A 17836-nucleotide genomic window follows, 5' to 3' on the forward strand; every position below is an offset into this window, starting at 1 on the left:
TCTGGTCATGCGCCCCCTGCCCGCCCGATTGCGGGCAGGGGGATAAGGTAAACAAGGTAAAAAAGTTGGCTTAGCGGGTGATCTCGCGCTGCCAGCGCGCCCGCCAGTCGCCGACATTTGCCGCGACCTTCTCGGGATCGGGGAAATAGAGCGTCGGATAGACTGCGGTAGGCACCGCTTCGGCGGCTGCCCCCTCGAGTTTGGTGTCGGGGTTCACGGGGCCTTCATACATCTTCTCGGCCAGACAGGATTGCGCCTCGGGCGAGAGTATCTCGTTGATGAACTTGTAGGCGCCCTCGGGATTGGCAGCGCCTTTAGGGATCACCAGCGTCACATTGATCCCGATCCCGCCTTCTTCGGGATAGGCGATCTTCACCGGAACGCCGCTGGCTGCAGCAGAGGCGGTGCGGTCGCTATACCACGGCGCCATTGCGATCTCGCCACGCTCGAACATGCCGATCAGCTGATCTGCCTGCGTGTAATAGGCTTGTACATCCGGCGCGAGCTTGGCGATTGCCTCAAATCCGGGATCAAGATTGTCAATGCTGCCGCCATTCATCCGCGCCGCCGCGATCAGGAAATGCACGCCCGAGGTGCCCGAAATATCCGGTAGAGCGATTTTTCCCTTATAGGCCGGATCAAAGATCGCGCTCCAGCTGGTGGGCGGGGTTTTCACCAGTTTGGGGTTATAAGCGATAGCGGTCGCGGCCCACATGAACTGCACGAAGCTGTCTGCAGGCCCCCAGACCTTGGGATCGAGCTTAGCCGAATTGGACAGTTTCGCATGATCGAGCGGCTCGACCAGCCCTTCCGAACCCAGTTGCGTGGCAAAGGAATTGTCGATGTAAAGAACGTCGAAATCGCTGTGACCACCGGTCGCGCGCACCATCGAGGCGAATTGCGAGGAACTGCCTTCCTGCGTGATGACCTCATCACCCGTGGCTTTCTCGAAGGGCGCAATATGGCATTGCGCCACCGCCTCGCCAAACGAGCCCCCGAACGTGCCCACCACAACATCCTCCGCCAGAGCCGGCGTGGCAACGGCTGCGAGAATCGCGCCGAAAACTGCAAACTGTTTCATCTTGATCCCTGTTGTCGGTTTTTATGGGTCAAACCTGCGACGAGGAGATCGTTCTGTCTAGATTTATCTTTTGTGAAAGATAAACAAAAGGCAAGTAGAGTGGACCTGCCTGTTATTTACACATTATGCCCTCAGGAATGCGCGTTAAGGAGCAGCACACGCCGCAGAAGGTTCTCGAGTTGCTGACGCTCCTCCGGCGAGAGCATCCGCACGAAATCGCGCTCGGCCTGTGCCTGCGGTGGCATGGTCCTGTCGGCCAATGCACACCCTTCGGGCGTCAGTTTCACCAGCACACCGCGCCCATCGCTAGGGTCGACCTCGCGTGTCACCAGCCCCTTGGCTTCGAGCCGGGCGATCTGGTTGGAAAGCCCGCCAGACGTGACCACCAGGGTCGCCTGCAGCGACTTCGGTGTCATCGCATAGGGGGCACCGCTCGCGCGCAGGGTCGCCAGAATGGCATAGGTGCCATATTTGATCCCATGCCCATGCAGCACGCCGTTCATCCGGTCGTTGACGGCTTCGGCCAACCGCAGGATCCGCCCGGTGATCTGCTTGCCAGAGGTATCCAGATAGGGGACCTCCTCCGTCCAGAGCGAGATCGCCTCGTCTACAAAGTCACGTTCCTCATCGACAGAATAGGCCATCTGGATATCCAATAAATTATCTTTTCTTAAAGATACCATCACGTAAATATGCGCCATTTTCAAGCAAACTCCGCATCCTTTTCCTATTGGCTCATCCTCTGCCGACCGCGGCTGCCCGCCAGAACAGCATCGCTCTGGCGAAGCGGATGGATGTCGGTCCGCGGCCCCCCGAAGGTCAGCGGCAGCACCCCGAGCTCGCCCGCATACAGCAGCGCCTGCCTGACGCAGGCCGCAGAGATCGCGATCAGGGGACTGCGCTGGACGATTTAGGCGATCACCACGAATGGCGCGGCCAGCGTAATGGCCCCGATCACCTTTGGCCGCACATAGCTCACAATTATAACCAACATGGCCGCGGTGACCGAATGCTGTTTCGAGAGGATTAAAAGTATCCGTATCGGATTCGGATCGAACCCATTGAACCTCAGCCGGTGCATAGCCTGCCGTTTGAGCGTTTTAGACCGCCGGTCTGTAAGCATGACACTTTCGAGTGCTGCTGGCCGATAGCACCACGATGGGCAACGCGGCCCCTATGAACTCGGGCGGACCTCGGAGGAGAACGAGAGCTGCCAACGCGTCGGGCATCTCTCCGGAGGCCATCTTGCGCTTCCCGCATGGCATCCCCTCATCCCGCTCATGGCAGGAAGTCAGGCGCGGGTCACGCCGATCTGACGACCAAATTTGCCAGCTTCGCGCCTTTGCCTGCCATTCAGGGCGTCCTCCACCATACGGATCAAACTACCCCGAAAGCTGGACCCGTTTGACCTCAGCCCCGTGGGGATTCCTTCGCCGACCGCACGCTTTGCCGCCAGATGAGCGGAGTCTCCAACCGGCTTGCAGGCTCCTCGCCCAGAAGGATCTCCTCGACCCGTGCCGCTATGCGGTCATAAGGTTGGGCGAAACTGGTCAGCCCATAGCCCGCCCATCCCGCCTGCGGGATATCGTCGAAACCGATCACGCAAAGATCGCGGGGAATGGCAAGTGCCAGTGTATCGCGGGCCATATCCATCAGCCCACAGGCCATCAGATCCGTCAGGCAGAAGATGCCCTCGGGAGGCGCCTGCCCCTGCAGCAGCGCCTGCGCCGCTTCCTGCCCCTCGGCATAGCCCGACCCATCGCCGCGCCAGACCACCGGATCGATCCCCTGCGCATGGCAGGCCTCGATAAAGAACGCCTCGCGCGCAGCAAGGCTCGGTGTGCCCTTGCGCGAGCCAGCAAGCGCGATCCGTCCGCAGCCCGCCGCCCGTAGCGCCGTGACAGCCTCCTGCATCGCACGCCGGTAATCGATGCGGATATGATGCACCCCCGGCCACTCCTCGCCGCGATTGATCGCGATCACCTTCTGGCCCGCATCGATACAGGCGGTCACCATATCTGCGGGAGGCGTGCCCGACATCACGACCACCGCCGAGGCGCGGTAGCTCAGCGCCTGCGCGAGCGCCGCACCGGCGCTTTGCGGGTCGGTGCTGACATTGATGACCATCGCCATCCGGCCCGCGGCCTGCAACCGGCGCGTCAGCGCGTCGAGCAACAGCCCGTGATAGGGGCGGGTCAGGTTCGAGGCGAGCAGGCAGACGGGGCGGCTCGCATCTTTCGACAATCCCCGCGCCAGATGGTTGACGTGATAGTTCAGCGCCTCGGCCGCCGCCATCACCTTGGCCCGCGTGCGCGCCGAGACGCTCGCCCCATCGGTGAAGGTGCGTGATACAGCGGAGCGCGAGACCCCCGCAAGGGCCGCCACTTCGGCGGCGGAGGCAGGGCGCGGGGCGGGGTCGGACATGTCTAGCCCTCTGGCAGATACGGCGTGATCATCCGTGCCATTCTGGCCGACCAGAGGGCCGCGTCCACCAGAACCTGCTTGGGCGCCTGCGGCCATTCCGAAGGGTGCAGCGCGCGCGCCACACGGATATGGTCGATCGCCGCCTGCAGCGTGGGATAGGTGTCGGGGCATTCGAGATGCAAAAACAGCGCCACCAGTGTCACCGATCGCGAGCGACCGCCACGGCAGTTCACGAGGATATTGCCGGTCCCCTGCCACGGATAGCTGGGCTTGTCGGGAAGGGTCTGACCGATCAGCCCCTTCAGCTGGTAATAGCCCGCCAGCAGCATCGGCGCGGGATTGCCCGCACCATCGATGATGCCGAGCTTGTAATAGCGCACGGGTCCCCAGCCGAAGGGCAGCGCCTGCGCCTCGGGATCGGGACGGGTGACCATATTGATATCGAGGTTCACGGCACAATTGAGCACCGTGCCGATCCCGTGCGCCGCCAGCAATGCCGGATCGGAGGCTGCGTGTTTGTTGCCGATATAAAGGTCGATCCCCGCCGGATCGGTATGGACCCTGTGCAGTGGCGCGCGCCCGATATCGGCCTTGCGGAAGGCCTCCTGTAACGCGCTCGTGTCAAGATCATTCATCGCGATCTCCCTCTTCTGCGGGGAAGATCAGGGCCAGATCGAGCCCCGATATCCCCGCCATTTGCGCCGCGATCGCGGGGGTGGCGGCCAGCACGGGGCGCGTGTCGAGGAGTGAGAGGCCCTCCGGCACCTTCGCCACCACCCCGCCGGCCTCGCGCACCATCAACAGGCCCGCCACGCAATCCCAGCTGTTCATCGAGATCTCCAGATAGCCGTCGGAGCGGCCAGAGGCCACATAGGCCAGCGCAAGCCCGCCCGAGCCCGAGCGCCGGATATTCGCGCCCGCGGTGATCGCCGCCTCCTGCGCCTGCAGATAGGGTGCCAGCGGATGACGGCGCGACCAGCCCATCTCGAGACAGGCCGTGCCCATATCGGGCGTCTTTGTCACGCGGACGGGCGCCCCGTTCAGGCTGCAACCGTGCCCGCGCCGCGCCTGCCAGCGCTCGCCCGTTACCGGCTGGTGGATCGCGGCCAGCACGGCCTCGCCCGCAAGGCAGAAGGCCACGATCACGCAGAAATGCGGTACGCCACGCGCGAAATTGGCGGTGCCGTCGATCGGGTCGATTACCCATGTGGCATGGGCGGGCGTGCCGCCGCCCTCCTCGCCCAGGATGGCATCCTGAGGGAAGCGTTCCGCGATCTCCGCGCGGATCAGCGCCTCCACGGCGAGGTCGGTCTCGGTCAGGAAATCCTGAGCCCCCTTGAGGGAGAAATCGCCCGCATTACGGGTGCGGAAGCCATTCAGCGCGAGGGCCGTGGCACGCGCCATCATGTCGGACAGGAAGGCTTCGCGGGCGTCGAGGTCTGGGATCTGGGTCAAGGTCGGTCTTTCTGTAAAGGGGTCCGGCGCATACCGGACCCGATCAACGGGTCGTCGGTTACTGGCCCAGCTGGCCTGCACGCGCCAGCGCCCAGAGATCCTGCCAGTCCTGCCGCGCCACCCAGTCATCGCCCGAGGTGGCAGTGTCATAGTTCAGCATCTTGTCGGCATAACCGGCCACACCGGAGGGTTCGTCGGCCGGCACCGCATTCTCGCGATTGGTGGACATCTTGCCATCAACCGCCTGTGGTGCCCAGCCCGCTTCGGTCAGCATGTAATGGGTGAACAGCTTGGCGGCGGCGGGGCTGTCGGTCCGAGTCATGGTAAGCATGAAGCTCGGATAGAACAGCCCCACCATCGGCGACATCGAGGCACAGATGCCGAGCTTCATCCCGTTCTCGTTCTCGCGGAACTTGGCGGTGGACATGATCCCGATGAAATTCTCAGTGGTATCGGGGGCGCCCACGGCTGCGGCCACGTCACTATCGGAATTGGTCAGGAGCGGCTGGTTGGCCGCCAGTGCGGCCACGAAGGCCTCGGTCGCGGAAGCAAAACCGGTCTTCAGGGGCTTGCCGTAATGTGCCTCATAGGCGGCGGCCACCTGTGTATCGTAATGCATGGCAAGCTGGTTGAACCAGTCGGTATACATCGCCTTGGCCTGCGGGTCGGGCATGGAAACATGCCCCTTCCATTCGGGGTCGGTCAGTGCCCAGATATTATCGACAGGACAGCTCTGGTTGAGCCCGGTATTATAGGCCCAGACCACGGGCGCGTTCGAGACCACGAGCGGGCTCTGATAGCGCGCATCGATCTTGCCCACCATATCCTCGGGGACATAGCTTGTCACATAGCCCGGCTTGATGAGCTGCGCGGTGGCCGCCGGAAGATCCGAGAGGATCACCACATCGGCCTGCACATTGCCCGCCTTGGCCTCGCCCGAGACAATCTTGATGATCTGCGGGGCCTTGGCCTTGGTGCCGGTCGCCTCGAGCCCGTAGGCTTTGGCAAAGGCCGCCGCCTGTTCGCGGATCTTGCCGGTGCTGTCATAGACCGTCAGCGCGGGCTCGGTCTTGGCACGGGCCAGAAGCCCCGCCTCGTCGAAACCGTCGGCAAAGGCTGGGGACGTAAGCGCGGTGGTCAGCGCCGCGATATAAGGAAGGGATTTCATCTGTCTCTCCTAGACAAAGGGTCAGGCCAGCCCCGCCAGCGCGCGGGAGTGGGAAGGCCCTGCGGTCATCCGCGAGGCAAGGGGCGCGAGGGCATGGCCCTGCGCACAGAAAAGATGCAGCGCCTCGGGACGCGCCCGCAGATAGACGGGTGCCCCCAATTGCCAGCGTGGCGGCAGCTGCGTGGTATGGGTCAGCGTCAGCGGTCCCGCCTCGTCGGCAAGGCGGAGGGTGATGATCCACGCCCCGCCCGTGGGCAGGATCTCCTCGATCACCGCCGGAAGGCCGCTCTCGTGTCCGAGCGAGATCCCCTCCGGACGGAGACCAAGCATCTCGCCCTGCGGATGCGCGCCCTGCATCAGCGCACGGGCGGTATGACTGCGTGCGGGGATCAGATTGATCGGCGGGTTGCCGATGAACTCGGCCACGAAGCGGTTGGCAGGTTGACCATAGATCTCGTCGGGGCGCCCGAATTGCTGCAGGCGTCCCCCGGCCATCACCGCGATATGGGTGGCAAGCGTCATCGCCTCCCATTGGTCATGGGTCACAAAGACGATGGTGGTGCCGAAATCGCGATGCAGCCGCGCCAGTTCGGCCCGCATCGAGAGCCGCAGCGCCGCATCGAGATTGGACAGCGGCTCGTCGAGCAGAAGCACCCCGGGCGAGACCGCCAGAGTGCGCGCGAGCGCCACCCGCTGCTGCTGCCCGCCCGACAGCTGGGCGGGATAGCGGTTCTCCAGCCCCTCGATACGCAGGGTCCGCACCATCTCGGCCACGCGGATCTTGCGCGCAGGTTTGGGCATTCGGGCGACCTTCAGACCGAAGGCGATATTCTCGGCCACCGTCATATGCGGCCAGAGCGCATAGGACTGGAACACGAGCCCCAGCCCGCGCTTCTCGGGCGGCACGAAGATGCCTTTGGCGGTGCTGTCGAGCACTTGCTCACCGATGCGGATCTCGCCCCCCGTCGTGGCCTCGAGCCCGCAGATCATCCTGAGCGTGGTGGATTTCCCGCAGCCCGAGGGGCCGAGGATACAGGTGAAGGAGCCATGCTCGATGCTGAGCGTGAGGTCATCGACCGCGGGGGCCGCGCCTTTGGCATAGCGTTTCTCGAGATGGTCGAGTTGGATCATCGGCATCGGTCAGCTCTCCAGACCTTGGGCCAGTCCGTTGCGGGTGAGCCGGTTGATCACAATCGTGCCCGCAAGGGCGATCAGCGCGATCATCAGCACCACGGCATTGGCGGCCTGGGTGTAGTTGTAATCGATCAAGCGTAGGGAATAGGTGGTCAGCACATCGGTCGCGGGCACGGCGAGGATGATGAAGAGACTGACCCCCTTGATCCCCGAGATGAAAGGCATGAGCACGGCACTCACCAGCGCGCCTTTCTGGATCGGCACGATGATGGCGCGCATGCGGTGCAACCAGCCCGCCCCCGCGATCCGCGCGCTTTCCTCGACCTCGCGCCCCAGCTGCGTCATCGCCGCAATCCCTGCGCGCGAGGCAAAGGGCATCTGGTCGGCCACCAATGCCAGAAGCAGGATATAGGGCGTGCTATAAAGCGCCGGGATCGGCCCGTGGGGGACGGCAAACAGCGACAGGAAGGCCGCGGCAAAGGCGATACCCGGCACCAGATAGGGGAAGAAGGTCACCTGCCGCAGCGCCACACCCACCGCCCGCACCGGCACGCGGGTGACCACATAGCCCACCAGCAGCCCCGCGAGGCCCGCCATCAGCGAGGCCGCGCCCACAATGCGAACCGAATTCCAGACCGCCGCCCAGAATTCGGGCGCGCGCAGGATGCCGGTCTTGAGCGCGACCGTGTCGAGCCCGGTGCCGATCCAGTAGGCCAGCGTGAAATTGGCGGCATTGAAGCGGCCCGGCAGGATCATCACCGTCGAGAGTGCGAGCACCCCCAATGGCACAAGCACCGACACCAGCACCACCCCAAGGACGAGCCCGAATGCCGGAAGATGCCAGCGCCCCAGAGTGCGGCGGCGTTCCATCGCGCCCTTGCCTCCGATCGTGGCAAAACGTCTGGCCTCGCGCATCATCCATGTATCGATGCCCAGCGTCACCATCCCCACCAGCATGATCACCCCCGCAAAAACCGCCGCCATGCCGGTCTGCTGGGTGCCGATGGCGCGGTAGAGCGATGTTGCCAGCGTCTCGAAATGTACGGGCAGGCCCAGAACATAGGGCACGGAGAACTCGCCCACCGCATCGGCAAACATCAGAAGGCAGGCCGACATCACCGCAGGCCGCATCAGCGGCACCACGATCCGCAGCGCGATGGTGCCCCGACCCGCACCCAGCATCCGCCCCGCCTTCTCGAGCTGGCTGTCCATGCGTTTGAGCGCATTGCCCACCAGCAGGATGACGAAGGGGATATAGTTGAGCACCATGATCACGATGGTCGGAACCGCGCCATAGGAGATCCAGTCGGGCAGCTGCAGCCCCATCGCCTCGAACCAGCCGGGCTGGCCACCGGTGGTGGCGTTCTTGAAGAGCACAGTCCATGCGAGGGCGAAGGTCCATGCCGGCAGCATGAAAGGCACGATGAGCGCGGTGGAGAGCCAGCGCCTGCCCCGGAGATCCGAGCGCACCAGAAGCCATGCGAGCCCCGTGCCGATCCCCAGCGCCAGCGCGGTCGAGAGGCCTGCCACGGCGAGCGTGTTCCATAATGGCGTCCAGAAGAGGATCTGCGACATGCGCGAGAACAGCGCACGTCCGAGATAATAGCCCGTCCAGCTGCCGGCCTCTCCGCCTGTGCGCGCCGTATCACCGGCCTGCGTGACGAAGATATCCGACAGGATGGTGCACACGGGCGCCACGATCAGCGCGCAGAAGACCGCCAGCAGCACGAGCCCGATCGCGAGTGTCGGATCCTGCCGTGCGACGGCGAACCGGTGGCGCAACCGCGCCGCTTTGCCTGCTGTTGTATCGAACCCGATCATTGCCCACCCGTCCTGTTGTCGGGGCTGTTCTAGGAGCAGCGCATGACAGGGAAGTGACAATTTGCACATATGTGCAAAATAAATGGCGCATGGCCGGCTTACGGCACCAGGCCGCGACGAAAGACGAGATATCCGGCGCGTGGATCGCTGAACATCCCTCCGCTGCCCTGACCGCCTGAAATCCCGCACGGATGATGTCCGCAAGATCCAACCAACGACCGGTCACCGCTCTTTATGGTTACTCTCCGGCGCGCCGCGGCTTACAGGGCTGCACGATTTACAGTCATTCCGCTCAAAAAACACCCAATCAGGCAGATAGGCTTTGAATCCACTTGCAAAACCACCGGCGGAAGACCAAGCGGTAAAACGCTGAAAATAGGGAAATTAAGTTATATTAATGTTGTTAATATAAACCTGGACTATACTTCTAGAAGCTCCTCCCTCTTTCCATCCAGCGGCGATACTGACTGTGTCGCAGAAAACTTACCTGTGATTGGACTTGGCTTTGCCCGCACTCTTCATCATCGTCTTTGTTTCCATCTCGCTTGTGGCGGGCTCGGCCATCGCCTACCTGATCGGCGCCTCTGCGGTCCTGACCTTCCTTGCCGTCGGCAAGGACCAGTTTCTCGCCGTGCTTCCCCAACGCCTCTTCAGCCAGCTCGACAGCTTCGCCTTCCTCGCAATGCCGCTCTTCATTCTGGCAGGGGACCTGATGAACCGCGGCGGCGTCGCCAATGCGCTGATCGAATTCTCGATGGCGGTCTTCGGCCGTCTCAAAGGCGGCCTTGGCCATGTGAATGTGGTGACCTCCGTGTTCTTTGCCGGTGTGTCGGGCTCGGCCACGGCAGATGCGGCGGCCCTCGGCAACTCGCTGGTGCCCGAGATGGAACGCCGTGGCTATACGCGCGAATATGCCTCGGCCATCACCGGTGCCTCATCGATCATCGGGCCGATCATTCCACCCTCCTCGATCATGATCTTCTACGGCGCGCTGATGGGCACCAATGTGACCGCGCTTTTCGCTGCTGGTATCGTTCCGGGCCTGCTGCTCGCGGTCATGCTGATGGCCATGAACGCCTATTTTGCCCATCGCGACGACCATCCGGGCGGCAAGGATCTGGATCTTCCGCGGTTCTGGCCGTCGCTCCTGCGCGCCATCCCGGCCCTGATGTTGCCCGCGATCATTCTTGGCGGTACGCTTTTCGGCATCATGACGCCTGCCGAGGCCGCTGCCGTGGCCGTGCTTGCCGCCATTGTCGTCGGGATGGGCTACGGCCATCTGACCTTCAGCGGCATCCTCGATAGCCTGATGCGCACCGCCGTCATGCTGGGTGGGCTCTTCATCCTGCTCTGCGCCATCTCCACCTTCTCCTATATTGCCGCCCTTGAGGAATGGCCGCAGGCGATCCAGCATCTCGTGCAGGGATGGGGCCTGGGCCCGATCGGTTATCTGATGCTCATCAACGCGATCTTCCTCGGCGCGGGTATGGTGATGGATGTAAAAGCGGCTGTGGCCCTCTTCGCCCCGATCTTCGTGCCTGCGGCACTGGCAATGGGCATCGACCCTGTGCATCTGGCGATCGTGATCTGCTTCAATATCACCGTGGGTCTGCTGTCGCCGCCGCTGGGGTCGGTCCTGCTGATCCTTTCGACCGTGGTGAAGCTCGAATACTGGACGCTCATCCGCGTGACCCTGCCCTTCCTCGTGGCCGAAATCGCGCTGCTTTTCGTGCTGACCTATGTCCCTTCCCTGACCCTGGCGCTTCCCCATGCGCTTGGCCTGCACTGACCCTCCCACCCAAAGGATCTTCCCTATGACCCGTTTTGCTCCCCTCATGGCCACTGCGGCCCTCCTTCTCGGCACCACCGCGCTGCAGGCCTCCGAGATCAAGATCGGCTTCAACAATGTCGATGATGCCGAGATCAATGGCGAGGCCGCCTTCGCCCATGGCTTCCGCGATGCGCTCAAAGGCACCGATTTCACCGTCTCGCTCTTCCCATCCGATACGCTGGGCAAGGAAAAGGAACGCCTCGACCAGGTCTCGACCGGCCTTCTCGAGATCGATCTGGGCGCGATCTCCACCGCCTATTCGCTCTCGCCGCTGCTCAAGGGCGCGACCCTGCCTTTCTTCTTCAGCGATGACGCGGAGATGGACAAGATCACCAGCGAGCCCGCGATGATGGAGGCCTTCAACGCCCCCATGCTCGAAACCGGTGTGCGCTTCGAGGGTCTCAACATCATCGGCACGCCGATGGGTATCCACAACTCCAAGCACCCCGTATCCACCGTCGAGGACCTGTCGGATCTGCGCTTCCGCGCGCTCAATGGCGAGCAGCTCTCGCTGATGGAAGCGCTCGGCACCCATGGCACCGTGATCGCCTGGGCCGAGGTGGCCAACGCCATCCAGACCGGCGTGACCGATGGCTATTTCAACCCGCCCTCCTCCTCGCTGCGCACCGGCCATACGAGCTTCCTGAAATATTACACCCCCGCCGATCTTTTCCCCTCGACCCGCGCGGTCATGATCTCGGATGACTGGTATCAGGGCCTCTCGGACGAGGAGAAGACCCAGATCGACGCGGCGCTTGCCGCCGGTTTCAAGGCCAATCGCGAGTGGATTGCGGACTGGTCCTCGAAAGTGGATGGCAAGCTCGAAGAAGCGGGCGTGACGATCACCCCGCTGGCCACAGGCGAGCGTGACAAGATGGAAGCGCTGGCCAAGCCGCTCTGGGCCACGACCCTGACCGCGGACGAGCTGAAAACATGGCAGGATGCCAAAGCGGCAGCTGACAGCGAGTAAGGAGCGGGACATGGGACCGATCAGAACCGTTATCCTGAGGACCAGTGCGGTTCTCGATCGTCTCGCCAGCGTGGTCACCTGTATCGCGCTGGTCCTCCTTGTGGGGATCGTGCTCCTGCAGGTCGTGGCGCGCTATCTCTTCGACCAGCCGCCAAGCTGGACCGAGGAGGCGGCACGCTACGCCATGATCTGGGCCGGCCTCATCGGCGCCAGCATGGCCTTCAAGCGCCGCTTCGATCCGGCGCTGATGAACAGTGTGAAGGGCGGCCCGCTCTGGCTGCAGACGGGGGCGGAACTCCTGCGCTCGATCGTGGTCATTATCTATCTCGGGCCGATCCTGCTCTACTGCTTCGTCGGGCCGAACCTCAACCTCGCCCGCGGCTTCCTGCTGCGCCATTCCAAGACCATGGCCGAGGCGCTGCCCTTCACCACCTTCTGGGTGGCGATCGCGGTGCCCCTGATGATCCTCATGGTGTTCGTCCATCTGGTTGCGCGCCATATGGGGGACCGCCCGCCCGCAGATAGCGACGCGATCGAGGAGTGATCCATGTATGATCTGATCCTTCGCGGCGGGATCCTGTGCGACCCCGTCTCCGCTCGCGAAGGGCGGTTCGACATCGCCTTCGAGGCCGGTAAAATCTCCGAGGTCGCCCCCGAGATCACCGCGCCCGCGCGCAGGGTCGAGGATGTGAGGGGGCTGCATGTCCTACCCGGCATCATCGATTCCCATGTCCATGTCTCGAACTGGATGGGCGGCGCCGCAGGCCACCGGATGCTGGCGCTTGCGGGGGTGACCACAGCCCTCGACATGGCCGGCCCCATTGACAGCGTGATGGAGATCGCGGCCCGCACCGGCACCGGCCTGACGCTGGCCTGTATCGACTATATCCGCCCCGGCCATACGGTCGAGGGCACGGATCCCGACATGCCCGAACTCGAGGCGGCACTGGCCAGAGCCCGCCAGGCGGGGGCGGTCGGGCTCAAGATCCTTGGCGGGCATTTTCCGCTCTCGGCCACTGCCTCTGGCCGCGTGATCGAGCTTTGCGCCCGCGAGGGTGCGCATGTGGCCTTCCATGCAGGCACGCTCGAAACTCCGCAGAACCTGCACGGGATGCGCGAGGCCTGCGATCTGGCGGCGGGGCATCCGCTGCATCTGCCGCATGTGAATGCCTATGCGCGCGGCTTCGAGGCCTCCGCCCATCTCGAGGCATGGGAGGCGACCCGGATCCTGAGCGCCCATCCCAATATCTGGTCCGAAAGCTATCTGGCCCCGATCAATGGCAATTCGGCCAAATGTTCCAATGGCATCCCCGAAAGCGTCGCAACCCAGCGCAACCTGATCGCGGGCGGCTACAGCCCCGATCTCGACGGTATGGCCAAGGCGATTGCCGAGGGCTGGGCGTGGATCCATCTCTACGAGGATGGTGTCACGCATCTGGAAACCGGCCCAGTTGCCGTGCAGGCCTGGCGAGAGGCGATGACCGATATCGGTATGAGTTTCTTCGTCAATCCGCCCGAAACCAGCCTGTCGCTGGCCATTCTCAAACGCGACGATGGCAGTTTCGCCATCGATGCGCTGGCCACGGATGGCGGGGGGCTACCGCGCAACGATCTGTGCGAGCGCGGGCTGGCACTTGTCCATCTCGGCGCGCTGAGGCTGGCGGAGTTCGTGCACAAAACCTCGGTCGCTCCGGCGCGGATGATGGGCCTGTCGGGTAGCAAGGGCCATCTGGGCATCGGCGCGGATGCGGATGTGACGGTGATCGATCTGGCCGCGCGCAAACCGGTGCTGAGCTATGGCGAGGGCCGTGCGATCCTCGAACGTGGCAAGGTGGTGGGTCAGGGCACCACGATGATCGTGCCGCCCGAGGGCCGCGCACGCGCCGAAAGCCTCGGGCTGCGGGTGCACATCGCCCAAGCCGGAAGCTTCCGTCCCGTCTCGCCGCTCCACAGAGCCTGATCTACTGGGCCTGATCTACTGGGCCTGACTCAGCTCTCGAGGCTCCCGCGCAGAGCCTCGACGAAGCCCATGAGAAGGCTCGAATGCGGAACGCCCTTCCGTGTCAGGATCGAGGCGCGGATCTCGCAGGCCGGCACGAAGGGCCGCGCCACCAGACCCTTTTGCAGATAGGGCTCGGCGGAATAGGGATCGACGATCGTTACCCCCATACCACCCGCCGCAAGCGCCGCCGCAGTCTGGCAGTAGCGCACCTCGATCTGGGGCCGGAAGGCCGCATTGTCGGTGGCAAAGCTCTTGGCCACAAGCCGCCCCAGATGCGAGGCCTGATCGATGCCCACCAGCGGACGGCCCACCAGTTGCTGTGCCGAGATCTGCACCTCCTGCGCCAGCGGATCCTCCTCGGGCACCAGAACGACCATCTGGCTGCGCTCGATCAGCTCGGAATTCACCGTCTCCAGCCGCTCGGCATTGAGCACGAGCCCGATATCGACCTGCCCCGTCTCGACCGCCTCCAGCACATTCGCCAGACGCCGCACATCATAGGAAATGGTGACCTCGGGGCGGCTTGCCAGAAAGGCGCGTAGGGCCTTGGGGCCCAGCGAATACCCCAGAGGCGGCGTCGCGATCACCCGCAAACGTCCGACCCGCCCACTGCGCATATCCCGCGCCCGCGTCGAAAACGACCGCAAGAGCCCGAAAAGCGGGCGGATTTCCTCGAAGAGATCACGCGCCTCTGCGGTAGGCTGCAGACGCCGCCCTGTGCGGTCAAACAGCGTCAACGCCAGCTGGCTTTCCAGCTGGCGCAACCCCGCCGAGACCGCAGGCTGCGAGATCCCCAGAAATTCCGCCGTTTCCACGGTGGTCGAGCACCGCATCATGGCCGCAAATATCTCCAGCAATCGCAAGGAGATATCCGGCAGGCCCTCAATTTTTTCCATGTTGGTCGATCCTTTTTGAGGCATATTACCCCAGGATCGTTCCGAGTGCGATTGCCGCCGCGGCCAAAACCGGATCAATAATCGCAAGTCCCGTATCGCGCTCAAGCCGTGCCCTGATCGGCGCCATGCCGGCACATCCCAGCACGATGGCACCCGCACCCGCAGCCCCCAGTTCGCGCGCCCGCGCGCAGACAAGACCGTAGACGGCCTCATCGCGCCCCGAGGCTTCGGCGGAGACACCAGGCAGCGCCAGCTCGCCCGCAAGCCGCGCCTCGACCCCCATCTGGCGGATCTTGCGCAGATGGCGCGGGATCGACCGCTCGGAAAGCGCGATGATCCCGAACCGGTCGGCTCGTGCCAGCGCCGTCAGGATCGCGGCCTCCTGACAGCCGATCGCGGGTTTTGTCCCTTCGGCGCGCAGGAGATCCAGCCCAGGATCGGAAAAACAGGCGGTGATATAGGCACGCGCATCGGGGCGCGAGCGCGCCATTTCCAGCACATCGAGACCGCCGCGAGCCACATCCTCGTCACTGGCAATCGTCGCGGGGCCATGGGCAATGCCCACCGCCTCGAAATGCGGGCCCAGAGGCGCCACCGCGCGGGCAATGCCCTCGGTCACCGCCTGCGCGCTATTGGGATTGATGATCAGGATCTTACCCATCAACGTAACTCCGTTCCGAAATTCTGCCTTGGATCGAATTCCTTGGCCATATAACCGGAGGTCGCGCGCAGATCCGCCGGCGCCCGACCGAAGAACCGGCCCTGCCCCTCGCGCGCCACCAGTTTGTCCTCCTCAACGATCACCTGACCACGGGTCATCACCAGTTTCGGCACACCGGTCAGCGCCATCCCCTCGAAGGGCGTGTAATCCATATTGTCATGCTGGTCGGCCAGCCGGACCGTGCGGGTTTCCTCGGGGTCCCAGATCGCGATATCGGCATCCCACCCTGGTGCGATGCGCCCCTTGGTGGTGCAGCCGAAGACTTTGGCTGTATTGGTGGCCGAAAGCGCCACGAACTGTTCGGGCGTGATCCGGCCCTTTACCACCCCTTCGGAGAAGAGATAGGGAAGACGCGCGGCAATGCCGGGCATGCCATTGGCTATCTTAGGATAGGGAGCATCGGCTCCGTTCAGGAATTTCCCCGTCTCGTCATAGCGGTAGGGCGCGTGATCGGAATGAACCCCCACAAAGGTGCCCATGCGGATATGTTTCCAGAGCGCCTCTTGCGTGGCCGCATCGCGCAGCGGCGGCGAGCACATGAACTTCGCCCCCTCCATACCGGGACGGTCGAGATCATCGCGGGACAGCGCCAGATAGTGCGGGCAGGTCTCGGCATAGAGTTTCGCGCCATTCCACTGCTCGCGCCGCACGATCTCGGCGCCGCCCGCGGTGGAGACATGGACGATAAACAGGGGCGCATCGACGAGCTTGGCCAGCTGGATCGCGCGGTTGATCGCCTCTTCCTCGGCCAGCTCGGGACGGGAAATGGCATGATATCTGGGGGCGGTCAGCCCCTTGGCCGCCAGACGCCCGTTCATCCAACTGACCATGTCGTTATTCTCGGCATGGACCATGGTGATCGCGCCATGCGCGCGCGCCACGCTCAGGATGTCGAGCATCCCGCCATCGCCCAGATTCATCAGATCATAGGTCATGAAGACCTTGAAGGACGTAATGCCACGGGCGAATGCGCGGGGGAGTTCCTCGCGCAGCACGGTTTCGGTCGGATCGGAAATGATCAGGTGGTAGCTATAGTCGATGACCGAGCGCGAACCCCGCGCATCATAGGTCGCGATCACCTCATCCACAGATTGCCCGCGATGCTGTGCGGCAAAGGGGATGAAAGAGGAATTGCCGCCGAAGGCCGCCGAGAGCGAGCCGGAGAGATAGTCATCGGCGCTCATCACGCCCGAGGAGCTTTCCTGTGCGATATGGGCATGGGTCTCGATCCCGCCGGGCATCACGAGACGTCCGCCGGCATCGATCCGGCGCGCGCCTCCCTGCAGTGTTTCGCAGACGGCCGCAATGCGGCCGTCCCTGATACCGAGATCCCCTTTGAACAGGCCGTCGGCGGTGACCACGGTCCCTCCATGGATCACGGTATCGAATGTCATTGCGCGGGTTCTTTCACGCCGGTTTGCGACACGATCAGACCGTAATGCTCGGTGCGGCGATGGGCCTCGAAATTGAACACCGTCGATTTGCCGAAGGCGCATTTGTCGAAATCGGCCTCGGCCACGATCAGCTCGTCGCCCTCGCCTGTCGCACGCGCAATCACGAACCCGTCGGGATCGACGATGATCGAGCCTGCGAACATATGGTTGCCGTCTTCCATGCCGCATTTGGCCACGGCCACCGCATAGGTCGAGTTCTGGTAGGCGCCTGCACAGACCGACAGCTCATGGTGATAGACGCGGCGCTCGATGCCCTCGTCCTTCGAGAGATTGTTCTGCGAAGGGGTGTTATAGCCGATGGTCACGAGCTGTACGCCCTGCAGCCCCATCACGCGCCAGCTTTCCGGCCAGCGGCGGTCATTGCAGATTGCCAGACCCATGATCACACCCTGATTGCGCACCACATTGAAGCCGGTATCGCCCGCAAGGAAGTAACGCTTTTCAAGGTGCTGGTGGCTGCGCTCGGGCTCGTATTCGGCATGGCCCGGCAAGTGGGTCTTGCGGTATTTCAGCACGATCTCGCCTTCGGGGGACACGATGATCGAGGTGTTGAAATGCTCGCCTTCGGGCGTCAGTTCGCAATAACCGAAGGAGAAGCCCATACCGTAGCCCTTGGCCTTGGCAAAGAGCGGCGCGGTGGCGTGGTTCGGCATCTCGGTCTCGAACCAGTGGTCGAACTCGGCGCGATCCTCGACATAGAAGCGCGGGAAGAATGTTGTGAGCGTCATCTCCGGATAGGTCAGGAATTCGACGCCCTTCTCATGCGCTTGATCCATCAGCGCCATCATCCGCGCGACAACCTCTTCGCGGGTCTCCGCTTTCTGGATGCCGCCGATCTGGGCGCCGCCGATAATCATCTTGGTCATTTTCAGTCTTCCT

16 protein-coding genes are annotated in these 17836 nt (G+C 63.4%); 4 read left to right on the forward strand and 12 right to left on the reverse strand.

Annotated elements, in window-relative coordinates:
* Window positions 1-70 precede the first annotated feature (70 nt).
* From WDB91_RS18320 to WDB91_RS18355, 8 genes are all read right to left on the reverse strand, one after another.
* Window positions 71-1081: an ABC transporter substrate-binding protein gene (locus WDB91_RS18320; protein ID WP_339115589.1), complete on the reverse strand. Its 1011-nt coding sequence runs from the start codon at window positions 1079-1081 to the stop codon at window positions 71-73.
* A gap of 131 nt (window positions 1082-1212) precedes the next feature.
* Window positions 1213-1725 (reverse strand): MarR family transcriptional regulator, encoded by a 513-nt coding sequence (locus tag WDB91_RS18325; protein ID WP_339115590.1) that lies wholly within the window; start codon window positions 1723-1725, stop codon window positions 1213-1215.
* Window positions 1726-2491: 766 nt separating this feature from the next.
* Window positions 2492-3505, reverse strand: coding sequence for a substrate-binding domain-containing protein (locus tag WDB91_RS18330; RefSeq protein WP_339115591.1), 1014 nt, complete (start codon window positions 3503-3505; stop codon window positions 2492-2494).
* 2 nt (window positions 3506-3507) lie between these two features.
* On the reverse strand, window positions 3508-4140 hold the full coding sequence (locus WDB91_RS18335; protein ID WP_339115592.1) for a dual specificity protein phosphatase: 633 nt from the start codon (window positions 4138-4140) through the stop codon (window positions 3508-3510).
* Complete coding sequence (locus WDB91_RS18340; RefSeq protein WP_339115593.1) at window positions 4133-4960, reverse strand: inositol monophosphatase; 828 nt, start codon at window positions 4958-4960, stop codon at window positions 4133-4135. Before WDB91_RS18340 ends, WDB91_RS18335 begins: the two co-directional genes overlap by 8 nt.
* Before the next feature lie 58 nt (window positions 4961-5018).
* A complete protein-coding gene (locus WDB91_RS18345; protein ID WP_339115594.1) occupies window positions 5019-6128 on the reverse strand; it encodes an ABC transporter substrate-binding protein in 1110 nt (369 codons plus the stop codon).
* 21 nt (window positions 6129-6149) lie between these two features.
* Window positions 6150-7265, reverse strand: a complete 1116-nt coding sequence (locus tag WDB91_RS18350; RefSeq protein ID WP_339115595.1) for an ABC transporter ATP-binding protein — start codon at window positions 7263-7265, stop codon at window positions 6150-6152.
* A 3-nt stretch (window positions 7266-7268) separates the two neighbouring features.
* On the reverse strand, window positions 7269-9083 hold the full coding sequence (locus tag WDB91_RS18355) for an iron ABC transporter permease (protein WP_339115596.1): 1815 nt from the start codon (window positions 9081-9083) through the stop codon (window positions 7269-7271).
* Window positions 9084-9588: 505 nt separating this feature from the next.
* Between WDB91_RS18355 and WDB91_RS18360 the strand changes: the two genes are divergently transcribed.
* Genes WDB91_RS18360 through WDB91_RS18375 form a run of 4 tightly spaced genes read left to right on the forward strand, consistent with a single transcriptional unit; the run spans window position 9589 to window position 13844 of the window.
* Window positions 9589-10872, forward strand: coding sequence for a TRAP transporter large permease (locus WDB91_RS18360; protein WP_339115597.1), 1284 nt, complete (start codon window positions 9589-9591; stop codon window positions 10870-10872).
* Window positions 10873-10897: 25 nt separating this feature from the next.
* Window positions 10898-11884 carry a TRAP transporter substrate-binding protein gene (locus WDB91_RS18365; RefSeq protein WP_339115598.1) on the forward strand — a complete coding sequence of 329 codons (987 nt, stop codon included), beginning with the start codon at window positions 10898-10900 and terminating at the stop codon, window positions 11882-11884.
* A 10-nt stretch (window positions 11885-11894) separates the two neighbouring features.
* Window positions 11895-12428, forward strand: coding sequence for a TRAP transporter small permease subunit (locus WDB91_RS18370; protein WP_339115599.1), 534 nt, complete (start codon window positions 11895-11897; stop codon window positions 12426-12428).
* Window positions 12429-12431: 3 nt separating this feature from the next.
* Window positions 12432-13844, forward strand: a complete 1413-nt coding sequence (locus WDB91_RS18375) for an amidohydrolase family protein (RefSeq protein WP_339115600.1) — start codon at window positions 12432-12434, stop codon at window positions 13842-13844.
* A gap of 29 nt (window positions 13845-13873) precedes the next feature.
* On the opposite strand, the gene WDB91_RS18380 is transcribed toward WDB91_RS18375, so the two are convergent.
* From WDB91_RS18380 to WDB91_RS18395, 4 genes are read right to left on the reverse strand one after another with little or no spacing between them, the layout of a single operon-like run.
* A complete protein-coding gene (locus WDB91_RS18380) occupies window positions 13874-14782 on the reverse strand; it encodes a LysR family transcriptional regulator (protein WP_339115601.1) in 909 nt (302 codons plus the stop codon).
* A 25-nt stretch (window positions 14783-14807) separates the two neighbouring features.
* Entirely contained in the window at window positions 14808-15443 is a 636-nt protein-coding gene (locus tag WDB91_RS18385) for an aspartate/glutamate racemase family protein (protein WP_339115602.1), read from the reverse strand.
* Complete coding sequence (hydA, locus tag WDB91_RS18390) at window positions 15443-16897, reverse strand: dihydropyrimidinase (RefSeq protein WP_339115603.1); 1455 nt, start codon at window positions 16895-16897, stop codon at window positions 15443-15445. Before hydA ends, WDB91_RS18385 begins: the two co-directional genes overlap by 1 nt.
* Window positions 16894-17823, reverse strand: coding sequence for a nitrilase-related carbon-nitrogen hydrolase (locus tag WDB91_RS18395; RefSeq protein ID WP_339115119.1), 930 nt, complete (start codon window positions 17821-17823; stop codon window positions 16894-16896). The genes hydA and WDB91_RS18395 overlap by 4 nt, the downstream gene beginning before the upstream one ends.
* Window positions 17824-17836: the final 13 nt, after the last annotated feature.

Source organism: Thioclava sp. GXIMD2076 (assembly GCF_037949795.1).
Lineage (GTDB): Bacteria > Pseudomonadota > Alphaproteobacteria > Rhodobacterales > Rhodobacteraceae > Thioclava > Thioclava kandeliae.

Coding starts and splice junctions, on each gene's coding strand:
- WDB91_RS18330 (WP_339115591.1), bottom strand. CDS start 3,505: ATGTCCGACCCCGCCCCGCGCCCTGCCTCCGCCGCCGAAGTGGCGGCC.
- WDB91_RS18325 (WP_339115590.1), bottom strand. CDS start 1,725: ATGGCCTATTCTGTCGATGAGGAACGTGACTTTGTAGACGAGGCGATC.
- WDB91_RS18370 (WP_339115599.1), top strand. CDS start 11,895: ATGGGACCGATCAGAACCGTTATCCTGAGGACCAGTGCGGTTCTCGAT.
- WDB91_RS18365 (WP_339115598.1), top strand. CDS start 10,898: ATGACCCGTTTTGCTCCCCTCATGGCCACTGCGGCCCTCCTTCTCGGC.
- WDB91_RS18355 (WP_339115596.1), bottom strand. CDS start 9,083: ATGATCGGGTTCGATACAACAGCAGGCAAAGCGGCGCGGTTGCGCCAC.
- WDB91_RS18395 (WP_339115119.1), bottom strand. CDS start 17,823: ATGACCAAGATGATTATCGGCGGCGCCCAGATCGGCGGCATCCAGAAA.
- WDB91_RS18345 (WP_339115594.1), bottom strand. CDS start 6,128: ATGAAATCCCTTCCTTATATCGCGGCGCTGACCACCGCGCTTACGTCC.
- WDB91_RS18335 (WP_339115592.1), bottom strand. CDS start 4,140: ATGAATGATCTTGACACGAGCGCGTTACAGGAGGCCTTCCGCAAGGCC.
- WDB91_RS18320 (WP_339115589.1), bottom strand. CDS start 1,081: ATGAAACAGTTTGCAGTTTTCGGCGCGATTCTCGCAGCCGTTGCCACG.
- WDB91_RS18375 (WP_339115600.1), top strand. CDS start 12,432: ATGTATGATCTGATCCTTCGCGGCGGGATCCTGTGCGACCCCGTCTCC.
- WDB91_RS18385 (WP_339115602.1), bottom strand. CDS start 15,443: ATGGGTAAGATCCTGATCATCAATCCCAATAGCGCGCAGGCGGTGACC.
- WDB91_RS18350 (WP_339115595.1), bottom strand. CDS start 7,265: ATGCCGATGATCCAACTCGACCATCTCGAGAAACGCTATGCCAAAGGC.
- hydA (WP_339115603.1), bottom strand. CDS start 16,897: ATGACATTCGATACCGTGATCCATGGAGGGACCGTGGTCACCGCCGAC.
- WDB91_RS18380 (WP_339115601.1), bottom strand. CDS start 14,782: ATGGAAAAAATTGAGGGCCTGCCGGATATCTCCTTGCGATTGCTGGAG.